Raw genomic sequence first — 22656 nt, 5'->3', positions numbered from 1 at the left:
GACGGGAGCTGTTTTTAGCAGCCCTTTGAGCCAACAGTCTGGCTATTTTGGGAGAAATTTCGGTGCCTACGAAAGCACAGTTAGAAAAGGCGATAGCGAAGCTTGAAAAGCTTAGAAAAGACGCATCGGAAGCTGTTGTAAGAGACTTCGATGAGCGGCTGCTCATGTCCTGGATTTACCATGACAATGCGCTTGATGGCAGTGTTTACACCGCACATGAGCTCCAAGTTGCTATTCATGACCAAGTCGTGAGTGATACCTCCTTGATCCCTGTCTACGATGAGATTCGCCAGTACAAAAATGCCGTTGATTTTGTCAAAAGCATGATTGAGAAAAAGCGTCTTACCTTGAACTTGGAGTTATTGCACAAGATTCACGCGGCGCTCGATCCTGGTGAAGATGAAGGCAAAGGAGAGCCGAAATACCGTAAAGACATGCCTTTGCATCGTCTGTATTTCCACGAGATATCGCAGCCGGAAAAAATTGAAAATGAAATGAACGAAGCCTTGCAGTGGCTATCGGCACCCGATACCAAGCGCAACACGCATGTGCTACGACTTGCTGCTAAAATACAGTTTCAACTTTTGCATATTTTTCCCTATGCAACTTACAGCGGTCAAGCAGCGCGTTTATTTTCAAACTTGATTTTGATGCGTGCAGGTTATCCGCCGTGCATCATTCACGCTACGGATCGGCAACGATACTACGAGGCTCTAAAAACTTCCGATGGCGCCCTTGCGCGTCTGCTTGGTGAATCGCTTTATGCAAGCCTGCAAAGCGCCGAGCGCTTCTTCAAAGAACAAGCCAAGCCCGGCATTCAAAACGCCTAAGGCTAACATGCGTTGCGGTATCGGCGGGTTGCAAAGGCGAGCTGCGATGGCGGTTCTTTGTTTCTTTCTATGCTACGGCTGTGATGACGACGAAGTGCGTTCCTTAATTGATGGCGTCTACGATCCCGCCTTGCCCGGTCCATGGGACATCATCGAGCAAAGCGAGGAGATCGAACTTGATACGATCGAGCTTGCTTCAACTCATCTGAGTGTCATGGTGTTTCGAGCAAAACAGCTGCAAGAGGCAGCGCTTCTCGTGTTTTGTCATGGCTTTGGTAGCGACGCACAGAGTTATGCTGAGTATGGCCGACGGGCAGCCAGTCACGGCTTTACCGTAATTATTCCAACCTTTGATCAAGGCTTTCTCGCGGCGCGCACGCATCTTGAGCTACTAGCTGACTTGAAGGCCTTGCTGGCTACGTTGCGTAGTGACCCAGCTCGCTTCTTTTGGGATGATCGCATTCCGATTGGCCTTGCTGGTCACTCCCGAGGCGGTAAGCAAGCGCTACATGCTGCCATCGATGACGCAACCCTGGGGGTATCTTGGCGATCGATCCAGTTGATGCGCTTCCTCCTTTTGGCGAGTTTGACGAAGCAGACTTTCCAAGTGTTACCCCGGAACTCATGCCAGCGCTTAAGGTGCCCTTGGCCTTGATCGGTGCCGCAAAAGGCGTGGAACAAGTCAACGGTGTGGCCTGTGCGCCCGCCGATGAAAACTACAAAGCGTTTTTTGAAGCAGCACCGTCTGCAACACTGCTTTGGGATATTCCATCCGCCGGCCATGCTGAGTTTTCTGATCCTTGCGCCAGTGAACAATCGAGCCTTGGTTGTTCTTTTTGTGTGCAAGGGCAAGAGCCAGAACGAACTCACGCTTTTGCACTGCAAACGCTTGTGAGTTTTTTCAAATACCACCTAGAACAAAAAGCAGACTATCTTCCTTTTCTGCAAGGCACGGCTCTGGAATCACGTTTTGCTGATTTTGTGTCCATTCAAGAAAAAGCTCAGTGATCTTTTATTCGCAGAATCAGTTCATTGCAGAAGTTAATAGCTTTCACGCTCATTCAAAAGGCACATCAACAGCATCGGGGTTGTCGGGTTCGGGGCGGGCGCCGCTTTGCCGGATAAGACCGATGCGCAATCCGTGTCGGAGGATCATCTTTTTTTCGTAAGGCGAAATGGGGTGCATCGATGTGACGATGTCGCCCGATCGCAGGTGCGCCGGGGAAAGTAAACCGTCGAACAACAGATCAACTCGTGGTGGTTTGTATTGCCAGCCGATGCGCACGGCGAGGTCTGCTTCGCAGGCATCTGTTGCTTTGAAATTGATTTTGAGATGATCGTTTTCAAGTTTTGCGTTGATGACAGACAGGCAACGGCTTAAGCGTGTCGCTGTCTTAGGCGCCTGGTCTTGCAACTCGAGATAACGTTTTGCGATGTTGTTGCCGCGAGCCTTCTTGCCAGCTTCGAGAAGGACGTAGTTTTTGTTGGCATAGCTTATGCCGTAGCCTGGATTGGCAAGCCATGCACGAACGATTGGATCTTGTTCGGTTCGAAGCACCGTTCCATCGTTTGGGAATTTTTGCCGATAGCGAATGTCGAGCACGATGTAGTGCGTCCACAGATCAGGAGGAGGACCACGGTGCACGCGGTCGCGCTCCGCTACATGCGCTAGCAGTGCATCCGGCGCTTGAACGCCGCGTTCTTTATCAATGCGAGCGATAATTTCTTTGGCAAGGATGGTGTTTTCATCCACGCTGAACTGCGCGCGATCGAAGTGTTTGCTAAACGGAAACTCACCTTCGTAGTACGCAAAGGCCACACTTACGCAGAGCACCATCATCAAGGCAGGAACAAAGATAATTTTTGCACGGTGTGTGTTTAAAAACCGTTGAGACACCCCAAGTCCATCGAGTGAGGCAGCCACCAAAAAGGGCAATGCTGGCGTAAGATAGTGCGAATCAAGTGAAGTGGTATTTGGAAAAACCGAGATTAAGTTGATGGCTATAGTGGGCAGCGTTAGCAAAAGCCACTTGGGGCTCAGCAGTGGAAACAACAAGCCCACACTTAACAGCAATTTAGGCACATACAGTGCGCGCTCGGGCGCAAGGAGGTGGCGGATGAGCTCGAGTGGATGGCTAACTAAGTAAAAAGCCACTTGGGGTAAGCTTTGACCCCAGCTTCCAAAGTGGGCGTGTAGCGAGCCTTGTATCGGACCAAAGACGGGCAACAAGACAAGGGAGAACAATAAAAAGTAAAGCCCAGAGCGAATGCTGAGTTTTTTTCCGAGGCTCTTTAATGCGCCTCCACGCTGCCACGCCAGCAAACCAAAAATTATTGTGATCAGTGCAAAATCTTCACGGCAACACAAGATACCAACGCAAGACCACAGAAAAGCTTTTCTGTCTTGCCGATCAAAGGCATCGATTGCCCAGGCCATCGGAAGCACGGCAAGACTTCCCGGGTGAAACTCAAAGCTTGCAACATGACCTAAGTTTGGATGCAAAAGCCACATAGCCGTCGCTAACACAACACCAACGGAACCAAGGCGTCGCTGTGCAAAAGCCGCCAAGGGCCATGCAGCAAGTGCCATAACCAAGGCTTGAACTCCAAGCAGCAGAAACGGCATCGGAACCATCCAGCCAAGGAGACCCAAAGGCAGCAAAACTGGCGAGATATGCACTCCCAAAAACCAAGCATGCACAAAAGGATCGTACAGATTCACGTGCCCATAGCCCCAGGCCATTCGGGTGTACATCGCAAGATCGAAGGTTTCGTTGTGGACCGTCTCCAAGCGCAAATAAGCCAGGCTTCCAAACAAAAGAGCCCAGCCAAGGCAAAAACCGAGGCAGATGATCCAGGTTGCTGAGATTTTCGTCGAAGAAAAACGCATGGGCTTCAAACAACTTGCCAGTATCCGTCTAGACTTGGTAGTCAATCCTAGTCCTCTGGCAAAAGAGGGCTAGCGAGGACTTGTACTATGAAATTGCGTGCTTTACTTGGTCTATTTGCTTTCTGTGTTTTATGCCCATTGACGGCTTCGGCACAAGCGGGTGCTGAAACCATGGAAACTGCACGAGGTGTCGCCTTGGGAACGGGCATGCGAGCCTCCGCGGTCTCGACAGCTGCCTTACTCTACAACCCAGCAAGTTTGAGCCTGGCTCGCTTGTACCATGTGGAAGGCAGCGCTAACTATGTACCGAACACGGGCCAGATTGGTCTTATGGCTGCCGCGGTTGATTCGATGCTCAACGAACATTTCGCAGCAGGTCTTGCAGCTAAAGGCATTTTTGATAACAGCGATGACGGCTATTCTGGTTTCGATGGTCGACTTGGCTTCGGTATTCCTATTGCCAACGCTGTGGGTATTGGTATTGCTGCGCGCTATCTAACTCTCACCGACGATGGAGTGGATCCTGCGGTGCAAAGTGATGAACTTGCCAAGGGCTTTACCATGGATGCATCGTTGCGAGTCACTTTAGCAGACAGTTTTCATATTGCTGCGCTTGGTTACAACCTGATCGATCTTGAATCCGCACTGGCGCCGGTCACGGTAGGTGGCGCAGCATCTTTTCAAGTGATGGATGCATTTTCCGTGGGTACGGATGTCTTGTTTGATCTGAGCACTTACGATAATGCCGAGATGCAAATCGGTGGCGGTCTTGAACTGTTTGTCCAAGAAGTGATGCCGCTCCGGATTGGCTACTTCTACGATGCAGGTCTTGATCTGCATGCGGTCACCGGTGGTATTGGTTATGTTGGCAAAATGGTTGGCATGGAACTTTCATTGCGGCAACAAGCCTCTGGTGGAAACGACACCTATGTGATGACCTCTTTCCGTTACTTTGTTTACTAAGTATTAGAAGCCATTTCGTAACTATTGCAGCCCTATTTTTCTTCTGTTTCGTTTTAGCTCAAAATGAAAAAAGGAATCTTGATCAAACACCATCGGTTGTTTGATGCTTTGGTATCCTTTTTTTCGAATCTCAAGCATGGCTGGAACGAGAGAAGCTTCTCGCTTTAGATCCATTGGACTGTCTTGCAAAACACCGTCGATAAGTACTTCGGCGTTTTCTGGACTCACGTCGATCTGCACCCGCACTAAAGACGAAGGTATGGTTTTATCAATCGGTTTTGGGACAGCTGTTTTTACTGTTTCGATCTGTTTTATGGGCAGCTTAGCAATCAGTAACTTCCGATTGCACACAAGCCAGCCCGTAGCGGCCGTCACCAACAAGGCGAAAGTTGCAACATACAAAACCGATGGCTTTGCTTTCGCCTTAGGTTTAGCGCTCAACATCGGATGCCGTAGAGCAGGCACACGTTGTGATTGCATCATCGAGCGATCTTCCTCGAGGCCTTTACTCAGATCGTTATCCAGAGTGTGGCTTGTAGCATCCCAGAAAAGATCGGGCTCCAAGGGACTGTTGTCCCCGAATTGCAGCGATGTATCCGCCGGTCGGCTTGATCGCTTCGCTAAATTTTCTGGCTTGGACACAAAGGGCAAAAGCACCGTCTTGAGCGCATCGGCCGACTGAATGCGATGTTTAGGATCCTTTTCCATGGCGTGCGCAATAATCCGTTCGAGTTCTTGGGGAATGCCCTGCCGAAATCCTGAAAGAGGTGGCGCGTTTTCGGTCATCACTTTGACCATGAGTGAGGTGAATGTGGGCCCATCAAAAGGAGGTCTGCCGGCAAGAGCGCTGTATAGAATCACACCAAGCGAGTAAATATCGGCCCGATGATCAACTTCTTGCGCGCCACTTGCTTGTTCAGGAGCCATGTAGCGAGGTGTGCCTATCAAAACACCCGTTTGGGTCAGATTTTGCTCGAGTCTGTTGCCAGGTGTTTGTAGCTTCGAGATGCCGAAGTCCAACACCTTGACAAAGCTTTCATCACCGCTGTGTTGGATGAGGAAAATGTTTTCTGGCTTAAGATCACGATGAATTACGCCGTGGCGGTGTGCGGCTTGCAAAGCATCACACACCTGAATTGCAATATGCACGGCGTCCTTAATCGGCAATGGTCCTGATTGAATACGCGAGGAAAGGTCTTCGCCTTCTAGGTATTCCATCACCATGTAGGGGGTTCCGTCGGCTAGCGTTCCTAGATCGTTGACGTCGATGATATGCTCGTGGTTGATCAAGCTCGCTGCTCGAGCTTCTTGCTCAAAGCGTTTCACAGCACTTGGATCTTGAATATTCCTGAGGTTTAGGAACTTGATCGCTACGCGTTTTCCAATCAGTTCATGCTTACCTTCATAAACGGCTGCCATCCCGCCTTCGCCTATTTTGCGCAGCACGCGATAGCGCTCTTGCACCAATTGTCCCCAATAGGGGTCTGGATTGATCACCGAAGAAGTCACCCACTATATTTACAGCAAGCAGGCTATCGGCATCAATTATCTGTGCATGACTCGAGCATTTTCCAATACAATTGATTCGATTCTCGCTTCTCAAGAGTGGCTAATACCGCGTTGCTCCTCGGCGTCGTAGCGCCACTACGACGCGTTGTTGCACCTTGCGTCATAGGAGACGCTATCGACTACTCTGATGAAAGCGAAGCGGCTTGAGGCTTTTTAGGGCCAATATCTCCACCCAATGCACGGTATAAATCAATGCGGGCCGATATCAACTGGCGTTTGGCCCGTAGGACTTCCAGGGATTTACTCTGATCACTTTGCAAAGCGAGCAGTACCGGCACGAAATCCGTGACACCAAGCTCATAGCGCTTCTTCGCGTCGCGCAAAACAGCTTGGGCGGCTAAAAGCTCGTTGTCTGCGGCATCAACAATCCGGCGATAGCCTTGCTCGCTGAGCAGTGCGCTTCTTGTCTCAATCAATGCGGCAAGTGTTTTTTGGTTGAGTTCTTCAATACGCTCGCTCAAAACAGCTTCGTTTTGTTTAACTTGGCCACTGCGCAAAAAGCCATCAAAGATTGGCAAACTGAGTTCAGCTCCGGCGTTAAAGGTAAAGCCCTGAATTTCACGGTTCCCGGAGTCTGATTCGACGCGTAGCCATGAATAGCCGGGTACAATATTAAAGGTCAAAGAAGGGTAGTATTCCGCAATCCGGGAACCGACACTGTAATCTGCTGCTGTGACGCGCAAGCGTGCGGCTTTTACATCTGGACGATCCTGAAGCTGCGCGCCTGATATTTGGATTTGTTCTTCGACCGGGACAACAGGAAGTTTTTGCTGAGCGTGCGTCAAAAATGTTTTTGCACTGTTGTTAGGGAAGGTAACGACAAGCAACTGCAGTTGTTGTAGTGCAAGGTCGCGCTCAAGAACAGCAGCCTCACGGTTCTTATTGGAAGCCCATAACAGCTGCTTTTGCTGATTAACATCGACTTCAGGTGCTAGGCCTTTGTCCACACGCGCTTCAAGAAGACCTAAATATTCTGTGTTGGCCTCGATTTGATCTTCAATAAGCTCGACGCTGTCACGGGCTAGAACGTAGTTGTACCAAGACTCTGTGATGTCCGCAGCCAACATGATGCGCATGCTGAGCCAATCGAGAATGCTTGCTTGCACCTCAAACTCTGCAGCATTTCCAGTGGCTCTGTATCGCGCAAACAGGTCCGCTTCATAACGTATGGGCAAAGAACCGTTTGCGTTCATTACCGTAACGCTACCAATCGCGGGATTTAGGCTACGGCCGTATGTTGCTGTGCCCGCAGCCGACAAGGTAGGGTAGCGCGCTGCATTAATTTGCGTGCTTAGCCCACGTGCGTTTTCAATACGAGCAAGCCCAGCACGCAAGTCAAAATTCTGCTGCATGGCATGCTCGATCAATGCACTGAGAGATGGATCATTAAAGCGCAGCCAAAATTTGCGGAAAGGCTTTAGGCTTTTGATGTGTTTATCGTCTTGCTCGAGCTCCAAAGAGCTAGCGCTAGAGGGGTTGGTTGAATCAAAGCGCTTGGAAGCCAGTTTGATTCGGCTTTCAGCTTTGTCGTCGACCCCGTGCGGCAAACATGAAGTGCTGAGTAACGAGATGCCTAGGCACGCGGAAATAAGAGAAAGCTTTTTCATGCGAGAACCTTTTCGCTGATCTGAGCTTTAGTGCGCCAGAGCAGCACAAAGAGGGCCGGGACAATAAACAGTGTAAGTACACTGCTTAGAGCAAGTCCTCCAAGTACAATGGCGCCCACCCCTCGGTAGAGTTCGGAGCCAGAGCCAGGAAACAATACCATGGGCGTAAGTCCAGCTAAGGAAGTGAAGGTAGTCATGAAAATGGGCCGAATGCGAGATTTAACCCCTTGAACGATCGAGGATGTTAAGTCGTGGCCTTCTCGTAGAAGAAACAAGGCTTCTTCAACAACCAAGATGGCGTTGTTAACCACGACACCAATCAAGATCAGAAAGCCCATGGCGGTCATCAAGTCCAAAGGCTGGGGCGCTAAAAAGGCATCAACAAAACGTAGACCAAGCACGCCACCGGCTGCGGCCAATGGCACGGTGGTCAAGATCACCACAGGTGCCAAGAAGTTTTCAAACAAAGCGGCTAAGAGCAAGAAACAGATAATCAAAGCCAAAAGCAAAATCATGGCAAAACGATCACGTGCGATATCCAAATCGCTGGCTGTGCCACTCAGCTCCAAATCAACATTGGCAGGAATCTGATGTTTGGCCGCCATCGGCGCAATGGCTTTTTCTTTGATGTGTCTAATTGCATCTTCAAGAGCAAGATCATCTGGCGGCGAGACACGCAGCGTGATAGCTCTTCGACGTTCGATGCGCCGGATAACCGTGGGTCCGAGTTCTTCTTTGCTCTCAGCCACAGCCCCAAGGGTAGTGATGGCACCGTTGTCTGCTATCACGGGAGCTGCCAGCAGATCGTTGTTGGTTTCGTAAAGATCTCCATTGCGTTTACGCGCGCGCACCACCACGTCGTACAAGCTTTCTCCTGCAACACTGAGTTCGCCGACGATGCTTCCATCGGCATAGGTATCGACGATACGTCCAAGCTCAGTGGCGTCGATTGACAGGCCAGCACTTTGATCCCGTCTTGGATACCAATGAAGTTCAGGTGTGCCAGAATCGAGTGACGGAAGCGGCCTCATTTGCGCTCCGGGCATGCTCTGCATCAAGCTTGCAAACAACATACCACCAACCTGGCCTAGTTCGCCCAAGTCGGATCCGAGAATATCAATATCAATACTACGGTTGCCGTCGCCACCACGCGAAAAGAGTGAAGCTTGGGTCGTGAAGCTGATCATGCCTGGAATACTGCTATGTACTTTAGAAAATAGCGGCAACATGTCCTTGACGCGCGTGGGGTCTTCGGCAAGCCCGCCTGAGTAAGCTGTGTTGGGAGTTCCGACAAAAAAACTGCGTTCCACGGATGGGTAACCTCCAACCGATTTGTGCTGGTGCTTTTTGATCTCACTTTGGACTTGTCTGCCCACTGAATCCAGTTCCTCCAAGGAGACGCCGGGCGGTGGAACAAGGATGCCAAACACAAGATTGCGGTTGCCTGCAGGAAGGTATTCAAAAGGGGGCAACATAAACCAAGCGATTGCAGATGAGATCAGCATCGCGGAGCTTACTACAAAGATGCTTCGCCACGACTTTGCAACCAACCATTGGGTGATCGTGGTAATTCCATCGCGCATGCGTTCGCCAAAATGTGCAAGGCCCGCAAAGCGATCTTCGGAAACAGGCTTTTTCAAAAGTTGTGCCGCCAAACTTGGAATCGCCCACACCGAAACAAAAAGTGAAATGATCACGGCGAAACTAATAGCAATGGCTACATCGCGCAGCAGCTGACCAACTTCCCCCTGCCAGCCAATCACCGGCACAAAAACGGCCGTCGTAGTGGCAGTCGAGGCTAAAATCGCCCCCCATACACGGCCTACCCCTTTGTGTGCCGCTTTTGCAGCTACTTTAACGACACCGAGCTCCGAGTAAATCGATTCCAGAGCCACGATCGAGTTATCAAGTACCATGCCGACGGCAAAGGTAATGCCCGCTAATGACACGATGTTTACTGTTCGGCCCACAAGTTGCATGCCAAGTGCTGTTCCAAGGACGCACACAGGAATGGCAATACTGACAACCAACGAGGCGCGGAAGCTTCGTAAAAAGATAAGTAGTACTATGGACGCAAGCAGTGCGCCCAAAAGCAGGTTTTGCCGAACAAGATCCAAAGCACTCACGATATAGTCTGTTTGATCGCTAAGAACTTCAAACTCCAAACCTTCGCGGGCAAACACGCCTTCAGCGAGTTCTTTTACTTTTTGCCTAATCTCACGGGAGACCACGAGCACGTTACTGCCAGCCTCGCGGGACAGGAGCAGAATCAACGAAGGACGGTTATCATTCATAGCCACCGAAGTTGCTTTGCGCAAACCGTAGCGAACTTTGGCTACATCACCCAAGCGAATGGGCGTGCCGTCGCTGCCGGCACCTAGAATAAGCGCTTCAAGCTCACGCGGATCGTTGGGGGCAGCGAGTGTTCGAATTAGTAGACGACGTTTACCGAGTGTGATGTCACCACCCGAAGTATCGGCAAGCTCGCTACGCACACGGCTTATCAGTTGTTGCAGAGTGATGCCACGAGCCACGAGCTCTGCCGCATCAAAGTCAATGTCAATACGTGTATCTTGGCCACCCAAAAAACGAATACTGGACACGCCAGGGATGCGCTCTATCTCAGGTAAAATACGTTGCTCGACCCAGGTACGATAGGCTGCAACAGGAGCGCCCGTGGGCGATCGCACAGCAATGACTGCCAAAGGAGCGCCGCCGACGTTTGCGGTTTCGATGACAGGTTGATCGGCGCTGTCTGGGTAGTTGCCGACCTGGGATAAACGATTTGACGAGCGTACCAAGGCTTCGTCGATGTCAGTCCCAACCTCAAACTCAAGAGTGATCATGCCTTGATCGGGTGCAGCTTCCGAGTCCATTTTTCGCAAACCCGAAATGCCTTGCAATACTTCTTCTTGCTCGTTGAGAATTTGAGCTTCAACTTCGATCGGCGTAGCACCTCGCCAACGGGTAGTGATATTAATGGTGGGCCGCTCAATGTCTGGAGTGAGCTGAATCGGCAAATCAAAAATTGCCACTGCGCCAAAGAGCACGACCAATATACAGCCGACGATAACCGTGACCGGCCGTCGAATGGTAGCAGCGAGTAACCCTGTTTCTTCCTTAAGCATGCTTTTCAAGATCTTTCAGTGCGTGCGAGCGCTCGTCAGCTAGTTTGCTTCGCGAATTTCTTGGCCAGGACGCAAACGCTCATTACCACGCGTGACCACTTTATCGCCAAGCTTTAACTCTTTTGCGCGGACGAGGATACCGTCTGTTCCGCGTTGAATAATCTCAACCGGCAGTGCAATCGCTTTTTTGTTCTCAACTTTGAACACCCTATTGTTGATGGCGCTAGGTACGACCGCATCGCGTGGTACAACTAAGGCATCATCGCTTGAAATATCTGCGCTTAGAACAACGTCACAGGTCGAGCCGGCCAGAAGCCAGTTTTGTGTTTCATCCGGTGTCAATCGAAAAGTAACCGTCCGGGTTCCTGGATCGAGTGCGCGAACCACCCCTTGCACTGTGGCAGAGACTTTGTTGTCCCCACGCGCTAAAGTGGCTTTGCTTCCTCGGTGAATATAGTCAAGCATCTCCGATCCCGCGCGCACTATAATATCCGGGGCTTTTTCTGAAACTACTTCAAGCAGGGGCGTGCCGGGGATAAGCCAGTCTCCGGGATCGGCGTAGCGTTGAGAAACAACACCATCAAAAGGCGCACGAACCTGATGGCGTGCAAGTTGAGCGCGAACTTGTTGCTGCTGGGCGCTTAGGTTTTGCCGCATGGCTTCTTTGGAAGCGGCTTGCGCGCGTGCTCGCTCGATTTCTAGTCCGGTGACGAGCTTTGAGCCTGCTTGAGAAAAACGTTCCGCTTCGCTTTGCGCTTGTGACTCTTCGACTTCGGCTTGCTTGGCTGCAGCTTGACTTGCTTGCAGTTGCGCGCTTGCTACCGATGGATCGACGAGCGCTAGCAGCTGTCCTTTTTTGACCACGGAGCCTTCTTCAACAAGGATTCGTACAAGCTCGCCGTCAGCGCCGGCCGACATTTGCGCGCGCCCTTCCGATTCAACCTCACCCATGAAAGTCCACTCCACACCGAGGCTCGTGTCCTTAATAATAGCCGTGCTGACCAAAGGGGCAGGCGGAGGGGAAGCTGAATCGCTTTTTGCACCGGATGAGCATGCGGTCGTTACCGAGAGCATGATGCAAGGTAGCAAAGTTGTCATAGTCTCTTTTAAACGCATCAAAAATCTCCGAGCGGCACAGACTTTATCATTTCATCAAGATCTGCAAGCCCATCTTGTCCACGACATCATTCCATGTGCGCAATAGTCTTTAAGTGAGGAGCCTTAAAAAAACAAAGCGCCGATAGAGCCTACCGACGCTTTGTTTTGTTAGTGGCTGAGTTAGATAGGATTTCCGCCGGGACAGCTGCAGGTTACAATCTTATCGCTGACACTGGAACAATTGCCATTGGGCGCACAGGGATCCGTTGTGAAACAACCGCAAGTGCTGCAATTTTCAAGCGAAGCACAATAGGGAGTGCCGCCGGGTACAGGCGCTTGGGGTGCCTCAGGCCGCAGGGCTGGTGTAGGGCATAGATCCACCGGGTGCACGCAATATTGATCTGCGCTGCAGGTGACGGTTCCACATGGCGGACCGCTTTGCATGTCAGCATCCCCTGGTGCCAAGTTCACATCACTTGCTGCATCAGCACTATCGCCATCGCTTGCAGCGTCGCTCAGCACAGCACTGTCATCGTCGACGTTCGCATCACTTCCTGATTTTGCTTCATCGTCGCATGCATTGACACTAAGCAAAAAGGTACAAATAAAAAGAATTCTAAGTAATTTCATAAGTAAGCCTCCGAGCTTTTATTTACTGCTACCGAGGTCTTCGCGCAAATAGAAGATTTTCTCGACAAGTCTAGCGGGACGCTTTTTGAGTGTTGATAAAGTTTGGGCAGCCGCAGGTGACAACTTTACCAGTTACAGTTGAGCAAACGCCGTCTGGCGCACATGGATCGCTGCTGAAGCAACCGCAGGTGCTGCAATCCTCAAGGGTTGCGCAATAGGGAGTCCCGTTTCCAGGAACCGGTGCTTGAGGTGCATCAATTTGCTGTAAGCATTCGCCGATCTTTGGATGAACGCAGTACTGGTTTTCACTGCAAGTGGCGAGACCGCATGCCGTAAGGTCTCCTGATGGAGTAAGCGCATCTGTTGCAACGTCGCTAAGCAAATCACCATCATCGACGTTTGCGTCGGTTTCAGGTGTTGTCTCATCGTCGCATGCATTTAGCGCAAGCAAGAACCAACACGCCATAAGAATTCTAAGTATCTTCATCGTTAAGCCTCCAACAGAGTATTTACCGCTGCTCCTGGCTTCGCGCAAACGCAGGGTGGCAGAATCTGAAGGGCTTAGTGCAAGAGCGCGAAAGCATTGCCAAAAACGACTTCACCCGGACGCTCTTCGCAACTTACACGCAAGATGATCGTGCCATCTTCCTTCCAGCCTTCGGTGATCAAGGTATCGCCTGGCCAGACCGGTTTGCGAAATTGACCGCTGAACTGTTTGAGCTTGCTTGCATCGCCAGCGCATACCTCTTTGATCACAGCGCGTGCTACGTGACCATAAGTGCAAAGACCATGAAGAATCGGTCCACCAAAACCAACTTTTTCGCCAAGCTCTGGGTCAGCATGCAAAGGATTGTAATCGCCATTGAGACGATAAAGCAAAGCTTGCTCTTTGCTAGTGGCTTCTTTAAACACAAAGTCGGCTTCGCGCTCAGGTGGCCGGATCTGCGGACGTCTAGGCGGAGCTTCACCGCCAAAACCACCATCCATGCGATAGATGATCGACCACTCAGTTTCAGCCACGAGTTCACCTGATTCATCGACGGTTTCCGTGGTGAAATAGGCCTGAGCCATGCGTTTTAGATCATACAGGCCAGTCACTTTTCCGGTTGTTGTGAGTGTGCCTGACGGAGGCAGTGCTTTGTGCATGGTTATGCTTTGCGCTCCGTGCACCACGCCTTCAAGGTTACCGCCAATACCCTGGAAAAGGGCACCCGCTGCTTGGTAAGCTGGCACTACAATAAAGCTTGGCAGCACTTTGGGTCCGCGTGCCTCGTACAAGTAATCAAGCTCATCGACTTTGGCGCCGATACCAAGGGCGTAGAGCACTACGTCTTGCCAGCGGTAAGTGTACTTCAGAGCTTCAGTTGTCTTTCCAAGCGCTTCAGGATTAATCGCCATGACTTGCCACCTTTGTCATGTTTTTAGCTTAAAAATAGACAGAAATGGCATTAAAAATGCTATTTTAATGCCATTTCTGTCATGTATTGTAATCTAAGAATTAAACTTCAAGCTGCCTGACGCGCTTACGGCGCCGGCGTGCAGCTTCAGCAGACTTTTTACGCTTCTTAATCGAAGGCTTCATATAATGACGCCGACGCTTGAGCTCGCGCAAGATACCTTCTGTGGCCATTTTCCGCTTTAAATGCTTGATTGCACGGTCTAAACCACGCTCACCAACCGAAATCTCAAGCGGTCTACTCTCCACAGCTTCGGGTGCTTCCACCATTCTTCATCACCACCTTTACAGGTCGCGGAGCCTGCCACACCCCCCCCCAAACCGCAAGTCACCGGGGTCACTTTCCCCCCAATTTTACCCCTAATTAAAAGGCCTAAATCGCGTCAAAATTGAGAGATCTCGAGAAAACTCCGAAGAACTCCCAAAACTGCAGGAGAAAAGACCTAAAAATAAGTGTCGAAATTGATAGGAAAGTGACCCTTAGGGTTTTAAGAAGGACATGAGTTGTTGGCCGTAGGCTGTGGGGAGAAGTTGCATGCCAACCCCGCAGCCATCTGAAGAAGTATTTTGCAGTAGGTTAGGTGCACAGTTGTGATGAAAGGTCCAAGCGAGATGTGAAATCTTTCGTTGCTCGGCGTAGGGAATGAGTGTGTTTATTTCTGCACTTCCGTACTCACCGACAATAACGGGAAGAGTTTCTGCGGCATGGCCAAAGAGTTCGTAGTAATAATCGTTTGTGCTTGATGGTGTCCCGTTGGAGAAATAGGGATGGCTTTCATAGACAATGTTCTCGCCCCCTCCCGCAGCAATAGGATGGTTGATGTAGTACTCGAGATATCTTGCCCAGCCTGCTGTGCCTTGCACCGCTACGATATGCTTGTGCGTTGAGCCAGCCGCTTGCTCAGCGTTGCGAATTGCCTGGACGGTATCGTTCATGGCTTGCCAGACTTGATAGTCTTGCGCGCCATCAAAGTTGTATTGTGGCTCATTGACCAAACCAAAAAGCACATGACTGTACTGCGCAAGACGCGTGGTTATCTTTTCCCAAATCTGTGAAGTGGTCGATGTGGGCCAGCCTAGACTCGTAAAGCTTGGATCGACCCACAGGGTGACCATCACAAAGGCATTTCGCTTTTGTCCAACATGGGCAACGATTTGCTCCACTTGATCAAGCACAGCGGGGTCATGCACGATGTCTTTATAGTTGCTATCAACCCTGTAGCCGTCGTTGCTTGTATAGCTCTCAAGATCGAGCCGAGTAAAGTTAGCGCCCCATACGTCATAGAGTTCATCCATGCGGCGGTTGACCTCTCCGACATTGGGAGCTTGCCAGGTGCAAGCGTTGCAGCTGCGCGTATCGTGGATGTTCGCACCGCGCCCTACCCATACTTGATCGCCGAGGTAGATATGGTTTCCTGAAGTGTAAAGCCAACCATCGCTGTTGGAAGGATCCCCGCCGCCTGTGTCGCCGCCGCCTGTGTCGCCGCCGCCCGTGTCGCCGCCACTAGTGTCGGATCCGCTGTTGTCGGTGGTTCCGTCGTTTGTGTCGTTTGAAGAATTGTCTCGGTTATTCCGTCCAGGCCATTGATGTTTGACCCGGTATTGCTACTTGATGAATTGTCAGCTTCTGTGATGAGTCCGGTGCAAGACAGGAGGAAGATTGAGATGCCTCCTAGCATCGAGCAGCACAAAAGAGATTGATGCGTTTGATATACATTGCCCATGCTCTTTGGACATTGCAAAACGCAGGCCGCAATTCGCTCCTTCGTCTAGGACGAAACCATTGGAAATTTTATTTGAACTGGAGCATTTTCATAAACAAGTTGGAGCAGTTCATGGGCCATATGTTCCAACATCCAGAGGAAATTGATCTAGATCAATCAATACCTTAGCTCACAGGCTTGTCCCTCGATTGATTTACTCGAGAGTGGTGTTTGTGATTTGCGGATCGTCTTTTGCGAGGACGAAGATGCCGGGGTAGCCGTTGCTTTCAAAGCCCTGGCTAGGGTTGTTGCGAAGCGTTGAGTCTTGGATGATGAGCTCGCCGCTTCGATCGTTGCTGACAAAAAAGATGGCGCCGCCGCCTTCGTTGGCACTGTTGCTTTCAATAACTGTTCCACAAAGCTTCAATGTGAAGGTGTTGCCATCATTGTAAATGGCGCCGCCGCTTCCGCCTCCTGGAGTGCCGTCTTGGGCGGGGTTTGCACCGTTACCGATGGCTTGATTGTGACTGAAGACACTGTTGATCACGGTATGCGAGACACCAATACTACTCAGGCCGCCACCGTTTGAGCAGATGTTAGCCAAATCGCTTTGCCCACCAAAGGTGGAGTTAACGACGTATACTGGTTGATTGTCGTATTGACTCAAAGTGCGAATGGCAGCGCCGCCCACGTCTGGACCAGTATCATCACAGACGTTGTTGAAAAAACGCGAATTGATCACTTTGAAACGACCGCCGCGTACGAAAATTGCGCCACCACCATCTGGATCTTGACCTTTGGCGCTTCCGTTTACGAAGGTGAGGTTCTGAACGGTAAGCCGTGGATGATCTTGGTTGTCACAATGCGAGGTGGTCCATACTTGATCTTGATCACAGGTGTTCATGTACAAAATGCGCACTTTTCCGCCGCCACTTAGCGCAACTTTGCCTCCTCCATCAATCACGATTTCAGGACCCGTGTTGTTCACGATTCTAGCAGTGCGATCCAGCGTGATCGTTAAAGGGTCTGGGCCACAGTCGAAAGTCATCACGCCGCCTTGAGCAACGGCATTCACAAAGGCATCGGCCGTGCAGCTTTCAGGTGTTCCATCTCCAATCACGGTATCGGATGATGAAGTGTCAACGGGCTGAGCTTCGGAGGGTACCGAGCACGGAGCCTCGGGATTGCCGGCCTCTGGACCCGTGCTTGGATCAAAGCTGTCAAACACGGGGCTTGATTCATTCGATTGGCCACAGCTTTGAATGTATAGAACAAGCAGTAGGCCGAGCCATACACCCAGCATCGGTTGCGAGACATGAGATATAAACAAGCGCATCATCACGCCATATCCCCGGGGACAGGCTCTAGGCAAATAAATAAAATAATATCAATTGTTTACAAACCCGACCGCGAAACCGTCAATAAGGATAACGGTTTCGCGGTCGGGTTTGTAATTGCTTGTGATCATTTGGTTATTTAGGCCAAAGCATGTCCCCAAGAAGCGCAACGTTAGTTGTTGAAGCTTTGGGCGTCGAAGTAGCGGACTTCTTTTGGTGTGGCGCAGCCGTTGAAATGGGCGCCTGCGACAAGTGTTGCGTCTTGCTCGGCTAGCTGATCGGCAGCCATTGCGCGTGCCGATCTGCATTCTGTATCTTGGTACCCGGACGAGCCAAAGCGAGCCGGGATTTCACACACGTTGGCTCCGATACCCCAGGTTACCGTGGCAATGCGGTTTGATCCGATTGCAAGCGCGATGCAATGTCGATCTTTGGCACGGCGGGCCCGTTCCCTTGCCGAGCTAGTGTTGTAATAGTTTAAAATGGCGTCACCCAAAAGCCGGTCGAGCTGGCGTTGTTGTTCTGCTGTAATAGCGGAGGCGCCCACCGCTTCACTTAGGGCGGCACTGTATTCGGCGCGTGCCGATTGAGCAGCTCCTTCGATGTCCGAGTTAAAGGCGAGGTGTTGTAGCACGCGAGTGATGATGATGACAGATACGCTCAACGCGGTCAGGGCCAGTGCGCCAAGCACCAGAGTTCTCAAAGCACTCAGAGCACCACCACCAATCGGCGTAGGAACCGCCGTGGCAAAAAACAAAGTCGAGGCACTCGATGCGATGGTGTCGCAAAGCTCTTGTCCCACAGTCAGTCCACTTGACGATTCGCTTAAAAGAACCTCGATCTCCGAATCACTAAGCTCGTTGTCTTCAATCGTTCCATCCGTCAGTGCTTGAATCACCGCATCACAACGGCTCACATCCGATAAGGGGTTGTAAATCGGACGTATCATTGCATCCGAACCGCCGTGAACCGCCTGATCGGAAAGTTCGCTTTCAGCGGCGCAGGCGCTCAAGTTGGTAAGAACGACTGAGACGATGAAGCCGGCAATACAAACTCGGATGGGTGAGCGTAAGAACATGCCAGATCCAATGCAAGCCGCATGCCAGACAGAAATTTAGCGTTTCTCACTGAAAAAGCAGAGGACCCTTAGGGTCCAACTGGGACTGATAAACCCATCCTCCGGGCCTCCGGGGACCCTCCGGGGACCCCTCCGGGGACATGCTTTAGGCAAATAAATAAAATAATATCAATTCTTTACAAACCCGACCGCGGAACCGTTATTCTCATTGACGGTTCCGCGGTCGGGTTTGTAATTGCTTGTGATCATTTGATTATTTAGGCCAAAGCATGTCCCCAAGAACGTCCCCAAGAACATGTTAGTGGCCGGCGGTGACTTTTAGGGTGTATTGGCCGGCGGGGCCGGTGATGCAGACGCTGAAGGGGCCGCTTTCGTTGTCCCAGTAACACGACTTGAGTTTCATTTGCGTCTCCACAGAGGAAGTGAAGGCAGCATCTTCACAGCCTTTGACACCTCGGGTTTCGATGCGATCATCGCTGTCGCCGGGACAGGAGCGGAAAAACCAGTGAGAAGGGTCGCATTCAAAGTATGTGCGAACGATGAATAAGTCGTTGGGGACTGCGCTGTACGTCGCGGTGGCAGTGACCAAGGGATCGCCTCGTGACTGCCAATCTTGTGAATCAGTAATGAAGAAAGGGAAGCAGCGCTCTTCGTTGTGCGGCAATGAAACACAGCTGCTTGCGCTCTCTTCGCTATCATTCAAAACCGCGAGAGGCCCTGCTTTGGCCTGGGTTTGGCTCTGTTCAAGTGTTGCATAGCCTTCAGGACATGGTTCTTGCAATGCAGGGGGCACGTTTTGCGGCGCGGTACCGCTGGTAGGCGTGATTTGTTCAGGTGTTGCAGGGCAAAGATCTTGGATGTGAGGGTTGAACTGGATGATGCTTTGGCGAGCGGGTTCATTCGGGTGGAAGGGTTTGGGCAGAGCGTAGTTGAAGAAACGCAGTTCGATAAAATAGTCGGTACCGTCAAGGGGTTTGACCGAGTGCTCCTGAGTGCACCATTGACCACGGCGCTGGACCGTCACCGAAAGTGTGTAGGGAGCTCCATCAAGGTTAGTGCCGTTGATAGCGCGTGCAACAACAGGAGTCTCTTTGGTAGCTATGCAATTTTCTGCAACGCTTTCACTTGCAGGAAAAGTCACGCTTAGTGATTCGACGGCAAACAAACAATCGGCGAATTCCATTTGAAAATAATATTTACCATCGTTTCCAAGTTGGGTGCCGGTGAGTGAAACACGGACATCCCCATTGGGCAGTTGTTCCAAAACCACTGCTGCATTGGAAACAAAAGTGCGACCGTAGTTCTGGCCATTGTCCGCACGAATGTCGTCAAACACAAAACTGTAAGGCTGACCGGGATCTGCATTGCCGGATAGATTCCAGCTGCCGCTTTGTTGCTGCCCGGAGTTATCGCCTGCGACATCAGTCGAGTTCTCGAGGCTGCAAGCTTGCGTTAACAGTCCTGCACAAAGCAGCAGGTAAGTTGAAGTACGAAAAAAATAGTTTTGCACGATTGATCCCCCAAGTGCGGCGTTTGTCCCTAAACTTCTTGCAAGTTGCGTTCCAAGCAAGCGTGAGTATGGATCGAGACAACGCCGCACGCGCCTTTGTCCTACGAAATTAGGGGATTGGTGCAAGCTGATAATGCGCTAAAAGGGCATCCCCGGTGCTTCATCGCCGGCTATTGTGTTTGCTTTTTGTGGCCAGTAGACACCAGTCAGAGCTTTTAACCTTTTGAAATTCTAAGACAAAGTGTAAGGAATTGAGCTCAGCTTTAGTAACGCGCTAGATTGGGGTCGGTTGAGATAAGGAAAGGGTAAAACCATGGTGGCTTTGATAGTGATTGCGGTAGTTGTTGTCGTTGGTGTGATGATGCTGGTGGGCATCTACAATGGTCTTGTTTCCAAACGAAACATCTATAAAAACCAGTTTAAGCAAATCGGCATTCAGCTCAAACGGCGCCATGATCTGATTCCCAATCTAGTCAATACGGCTAAAGGTTACATGCAGCATGAGCGTGGAACTCTTGAGGCTGTGATTCAGGCTAGAACGCAAGCAGTCGTTGCTACCGAACAAGCCGAGAAAAACCCAGGAGCACAAGGCAGCATGCAAGCACTTGCGGGCGCTGAAAACTTTCTGACCCAGAGTCTTGGCAAACTGCTTGCGCTTCAAGAGGCGTATCCTGATTTGAAAGCGGACAAACAAATGTCCGAGCTTTCCGAAGAGCTACGTTCGACGGAAAACAAAGTGGCGTTTGCACGGCAAGCTTTTAACGACTCGGTGATGAGCTACAACACTGCGCGTGAGACGATTCCTGCGGTCTTTTTTGCGGGCATGTTTGGTTTTGGTCCAGCGGAGTTGCTTGAAGCGATTGAGCAAGAAACCGAGCGCCAAGTGCCCAAAGTGGAATTCTAATCCGGAACGATTTCGGTGGACTTTTTTGAGCATCAAATCCAGGCACATCGCCGAACACGGCTGCTTTTGCTGCTCATGGGCCTGGCGGTCTTAGCGATTTCATCTTCGCTCTATCTCGTGTTCTCGCTTCTGCAAGGCTATACGAGTGAAGTCTTTGTCTTTCTTGGACCAGTCTCTTTTTTCAAGATCTTTGGCGGCACTCTAGCCGTTGTGCTTCTCGCAAGCTTTGGGCGTACCCTGATTCTAAAGCGCATCGGCGGGCAAGGCGTGGCCGAAATGCTTGGCGGCCGATTACTGAGTCCGCAGACTGACGATGAACACGAGCGTCGTTTGATCAATGTGGTTGAAGAAATGTCAATTGCATCGGGCGTGCCGCTGCCTAAGATCTATGTGCTCGATAAAGAACTTGCCATCAATGCTTTTGCCGCTGGGTATGAGACCAACGACGCAGTGGTTGCAGTCACGCGTGGCACGCTAGAGCAACTGAGTCGAGATGAGCTACAGGGTGTGATTGCCCATGAATACAGTCATATTCTCAATGGCGACATGAATATTAATCTCAAGCTGATGGGTGTGTTGTTTGGGATTTTGTTGATTGCTTTAGCCGGGCGCTTTTTGTTGCGCATCAGTCTTTATTCCCGAGGGCGATCCCGCAGTCGCGATGCCGGGTCGGCTAAACTTGTCATGGTTCTTTTGGGTGTAGTGCTCTTTATCGTCGGCTATCTCGGTCACTTTTTTGCGCGCTTGATTCAAGCAGCTGTCAGTAGACAGCGTGAGTTTTTAGCGGATGCAAGTGCTGTCCAATTTACGCGCAATCCAGAAGGCATTGCCGGAGCACTTCAGAAAATAGCCACTGTACCCACGCAATCCAAATTGACTCATGCCCGTGCTGCCGAAGCCAGCCATTTTTATTTCGGGGATGGCTTGCGGTTGAATCTAGGCGGCTGGCTATCAACCCATCCTCCGATTGCAGAACGAATCAAGCGCATCGATAAGAACTTACTTCAAAAAAGTGCCGTGGAGCATACCAAAGCTCAAGGCATGCCACAGACAAAAGGTATGGCGCATGCTGCTGGTTTTGCTGGCGTAAGCCAAGCATCGCTACAAAAAGAACTACCCGAACCGAAAGATGCACTCGCCACAGCATCTGTGCGTCCGCCAGATTATCAGCAAGCCGATCGCATGATCGGAAACTTGCCGCCAGCATTGATTGCTTTGGCACACGAGCCTTTTTCGGCCTGTGCTTTGTTGTTTTCTCTTCTGCTTTCCTCGGAACACGAGCTCGGCCGCAATCAACACAGCTACTTACGCCAGAATTTTCACCCCCAGATCGACGAGGAACTTGCTCAGCTACCTAGCTTTGGCTCGCTCGATGCGGTGCAAAAAATAACATTGATTGAACTTGCCGGCGGAAGTTTGCGGCATTTGAGTAAAGAGCAACAGCACCGAGCGCTGCAAGCTGTCGATTGGCTGGTGCGTTCTGATGGCAGGATTAACTTACTTGAGGTGTTGCTCGCACACACCATGCGCAGACACTTGTACTCCTCCGCATGTATCAAGAAAGGAAAAGGTTTGTCCTTTGCGGCACTTCTAGAGGAATGCTCGGTTGTGTTTAGCGTGCTTGCTCATGCAGGGTCGCGTGAACGTGGCGCGCAGCAAAGCGCGTTTGATGCCGGGCTTGCGTACCTGTCACAAAGCCAAGCGAAACGAAGTGCACAACTCCATTTTATTCCCCCATCGGAGCATAGTTTAAGTGCCCTTGGCGCTGCTTTGGATGTCTTGAGTGCTGCCGATCCAAACACTGCACGTTTGATCCATCATGCAAGCTACCAGGTACTTATGAGCGATGGAAAAATGAACGATGCGGAGCGCGTGCTTTTCGTCGCCTTAAACCAAGCACTTGGCATACCGGTACCGGCCACGGCTTTCAATGTTCCGCGCGTGCAGTCCTAA

Annotated in this window: 19 protein-coding genes; 6 read left to right on the top strand and 13 right to left on the bottom strand. The window is 50.9% G+C overall.

What is annotated here, in order from left to right; translation table 11 throughout:
• Positions 1-62 precede the first annotated feature (62 nt).
• From IPJ88_03500 to IPJ88_03490, 3 genes are read left to right on the top strand one after another with little or no spacing between them, the layout of a single operon-like run.
• On the top strand, positions 63-830 hold the full coding sequence (locus tag IPJ88_03500) for a Fic family protein (protein QQR90814.1): 768 nt from the start codon (positions 63-65) through the stop codon (positions 828-830).
• 46 nt (positions 831-876) lie between these two features.
• Positions 877-1485, top strand: a complete 609-nt coding sequence (locus tag IPJ88_03495) for an alpha/beta fold hydrolase (GenBank protein QQR90813.1) — start codon at positions 877-879, stop codon at positions 1483-1485.
• Positions 1374-1838, top strand: coding sequence for a hypothetical protein (locus IPJ88_03490; protein QQR90812.1), 465 nt, complete (start codon positions 1374-1376; stop codon positions 1836-1838). The genes IPJ88_03495 and IPJ88_03490 overlap by 112 nt, the downstream gene beginning before the upstream one ends.
• A 49-nt stretch (positions 1839-1887) precedes the next feature.
• Here IPJ88_03490 and IPJ88_03485 read toward each other — a convergent pair whose 3' ends face one another.
• Positions 1888-3720, bottom strand: coding sequence for a DUF2079 domain-containing protein (locus tag IPJ88_03485; protein ID QQR90811.1), 1833 nt, complete (start codon positions 3718-3720; stop codon positions 1888-1890).
• A gap of 87 nt (positions 3721-3807) precedes the next feature.
• Between IPJ88_03485 and IPJ88_03480 the strand changes: the two genes are divergently transcribed.
• The gene (locus IPJ88_03480) at positions 3808-4683 is read left to right on the top strand and encodes a hypothetical protein (protein ID QQR90810.1); all 876 of its coding nucleotides are present in this window, start codon (positions 3808-3810) and stop codon (positions 4681-4683) included.
• Between the two features lie 21 nt (positions 4684-4704).
• On the opposite strand, the gene IPJ88_03475 is transcribed toward IPJ88_03480, so the two are convergent.
• The 12 genes from IPJ88_03475 to IPJ88_03420 all read right to left on the bottom strand — a co-directional run bounded on the left by IPJ88_03475 (position 4705) and on the right by IPJ88_03420 (position 19889).
• Complete coding sequence (locus IPJ88_03475) at positions 4705-6192, bottom strand: serine/threonine protein kinase (protein QQR90809.1); 1488 nt, start codon at positions 6190-6192, stop codon at positions 4705-4707.
• A 179-nt stretch (positions 6193-6371) separates the two neighbouring features.
• On the bottom strand, positions 6372-7859 hold the full coding sequence (locus IPJ88_03470; protein QQR90808.1) for a TolC family protein: 1488 nt from the start codon (positions 7857-7859) through the stop codon (positions 6372-6374).
• Positions 7856-10987, bottom strand: a complete 3132-nt coding sequence (locus IPJ88_03465) for an efflux RND transporter permease subunit (protein QQR90807.1) — start codon at positions 10985-10987, stop codon at positions 7856-7858. The genes IPJ88_03470 and IPJ88_03465 overlap by 4 nt, the downstream gene beginning before the upstream one ends.
• A gap of 39 nt (positions 10988-11026) precedes the next feature.
• Positions 11027-12085 (bottom strand): efflux RND transporter periplasmic adaptor subunit, encoded by a 1059-nt coding sequence (locus tag IPJ88_03460; GenBank protein ID QQR90806.1) that lies wholly within the window; start codon positions 12083-12085, stop codon positions 11027-11029.
• A 180-nt stretch (positions 12086-12265) separates the two neighbouring features.
• Entirely contained in the window at positions 12266-12715 is a 450-nt protein-coding gene (locus tag IPJ88_03455; GenBank protein QQR90805.1) for a hypothetical protein, read from the bottom strand.
• A gap of 70 nt (positions 12716-12785) precedes the next feature.
• Positions 12786-13202, bottom strand: coding sequence for a hypothetical protein (locus IPJ88_03450; protein QQR90804.1), 417 nt, complete (start codon positions 13200-13202; stop codon positions 12786-12788).
• 74 nt (positions 13203-13276) lie between these two features.
• Complete coding sequence (locus tag IPJ88_03445) at positions 13277-14113, bottom strand: MaoC family dehydratase N-terminal domain-containing protein (protein ID QQR90803.1); 837 nt, start codon at positions 14111-14113, stop codon at positions 13277-13279.
• A 100-nt stretch (positions 14114-14213) separates the two neighbouring features.
• On the bottom strand, positions 14214-14441 hold the full coding sequence (gene rpsU / locus IPJ88_03440) for a 30S ribosomal protein S21 (protein ID QQR90802.1): 228 nt from the start codon (positions 14439-14441) through the stop codon (positions 14214-14216).
• A gap of 210 nt (positions 14442-14651) precedes the next feature.
• Positions 14652-15467, bottom strand: coding sequence for a hypothetical protein (locus IPJ88_03435; GenBank protein QQR90801.1), 816 nt, complete (start codon positions 15465-15467; stop codon positions 14652-14654).
• A gap of 621 nt (positions 15468-16088) precedes the next feature.
• The gene (locus IPJ88_03430; protein ID QQR91954.1) at positions 16089-16994 is read right to left on the bottom strand and encodes a hypothetical protein; all 906 of its coding nucleotides are present in this window, start codon (positions 16992-16994) and stop codon (positions 16089-16091) included.
• Between the two features lie 389 nt (positions 16995-17383).
• On the bottom strand, positions 17384-18289 hold the full coding sequence (locus IPJ88_03425) for a hypothetical protein (GenBank protein QQR90800.1): 906 nt from the start codon (positions 18287-18289) through the stop codon (positions 17384-17386).
• Positions 18290-18587: 298 nt separating this feature from the next.
• The gene (locus IPJ88_03420; GenBank protein QQR90799.1) at positions 18588-19889 is read right to left on the bottom strand and encodes a hypothetical protein; all 1302 of its coding nucleotides are present in this window, start codon (positions 19887-19889) and stop codon (positions 18588-18590) included.
• 226 nt (positions 19890-20115) lie between these two features.
• On the opposite strand from IPJ88_03420, the gene IPJ88_03415 reads away from it, so the two are divergent.
• Complete coding sequence (locus IPJ88_03415; protein ID QQR91953.1) at positions 20116-20703, top strand: LemA family protein; 588 nt, start codon at positions 20116-20118, stop codon at positions 20701-20703.
• A 15-nt stretch (positions 20704-20718) separates the two neighbouring features.
• Positions 20719-22656 carry a M48 family metallopeptidase gene (locus IPJ88_03410; protein QQR90798.1) on the top strand — a complete coding sequence of 646 codons (1938 nt, stop codon included), beginning with the start codon at positions 20719-20721 and terminating at the stop codon, positions 22654-22656.

Source organism: Myxococcales bacterium (assembly GCA_016699535.1).
Classification (GTDB): Bacteria; Myxococcota_A; Polyangia; order Polyangiales.
Note: the sequence above shows the minus strand (reverse complement) of the source record. Positions and strands in the feature narration are given on the sequence as shown.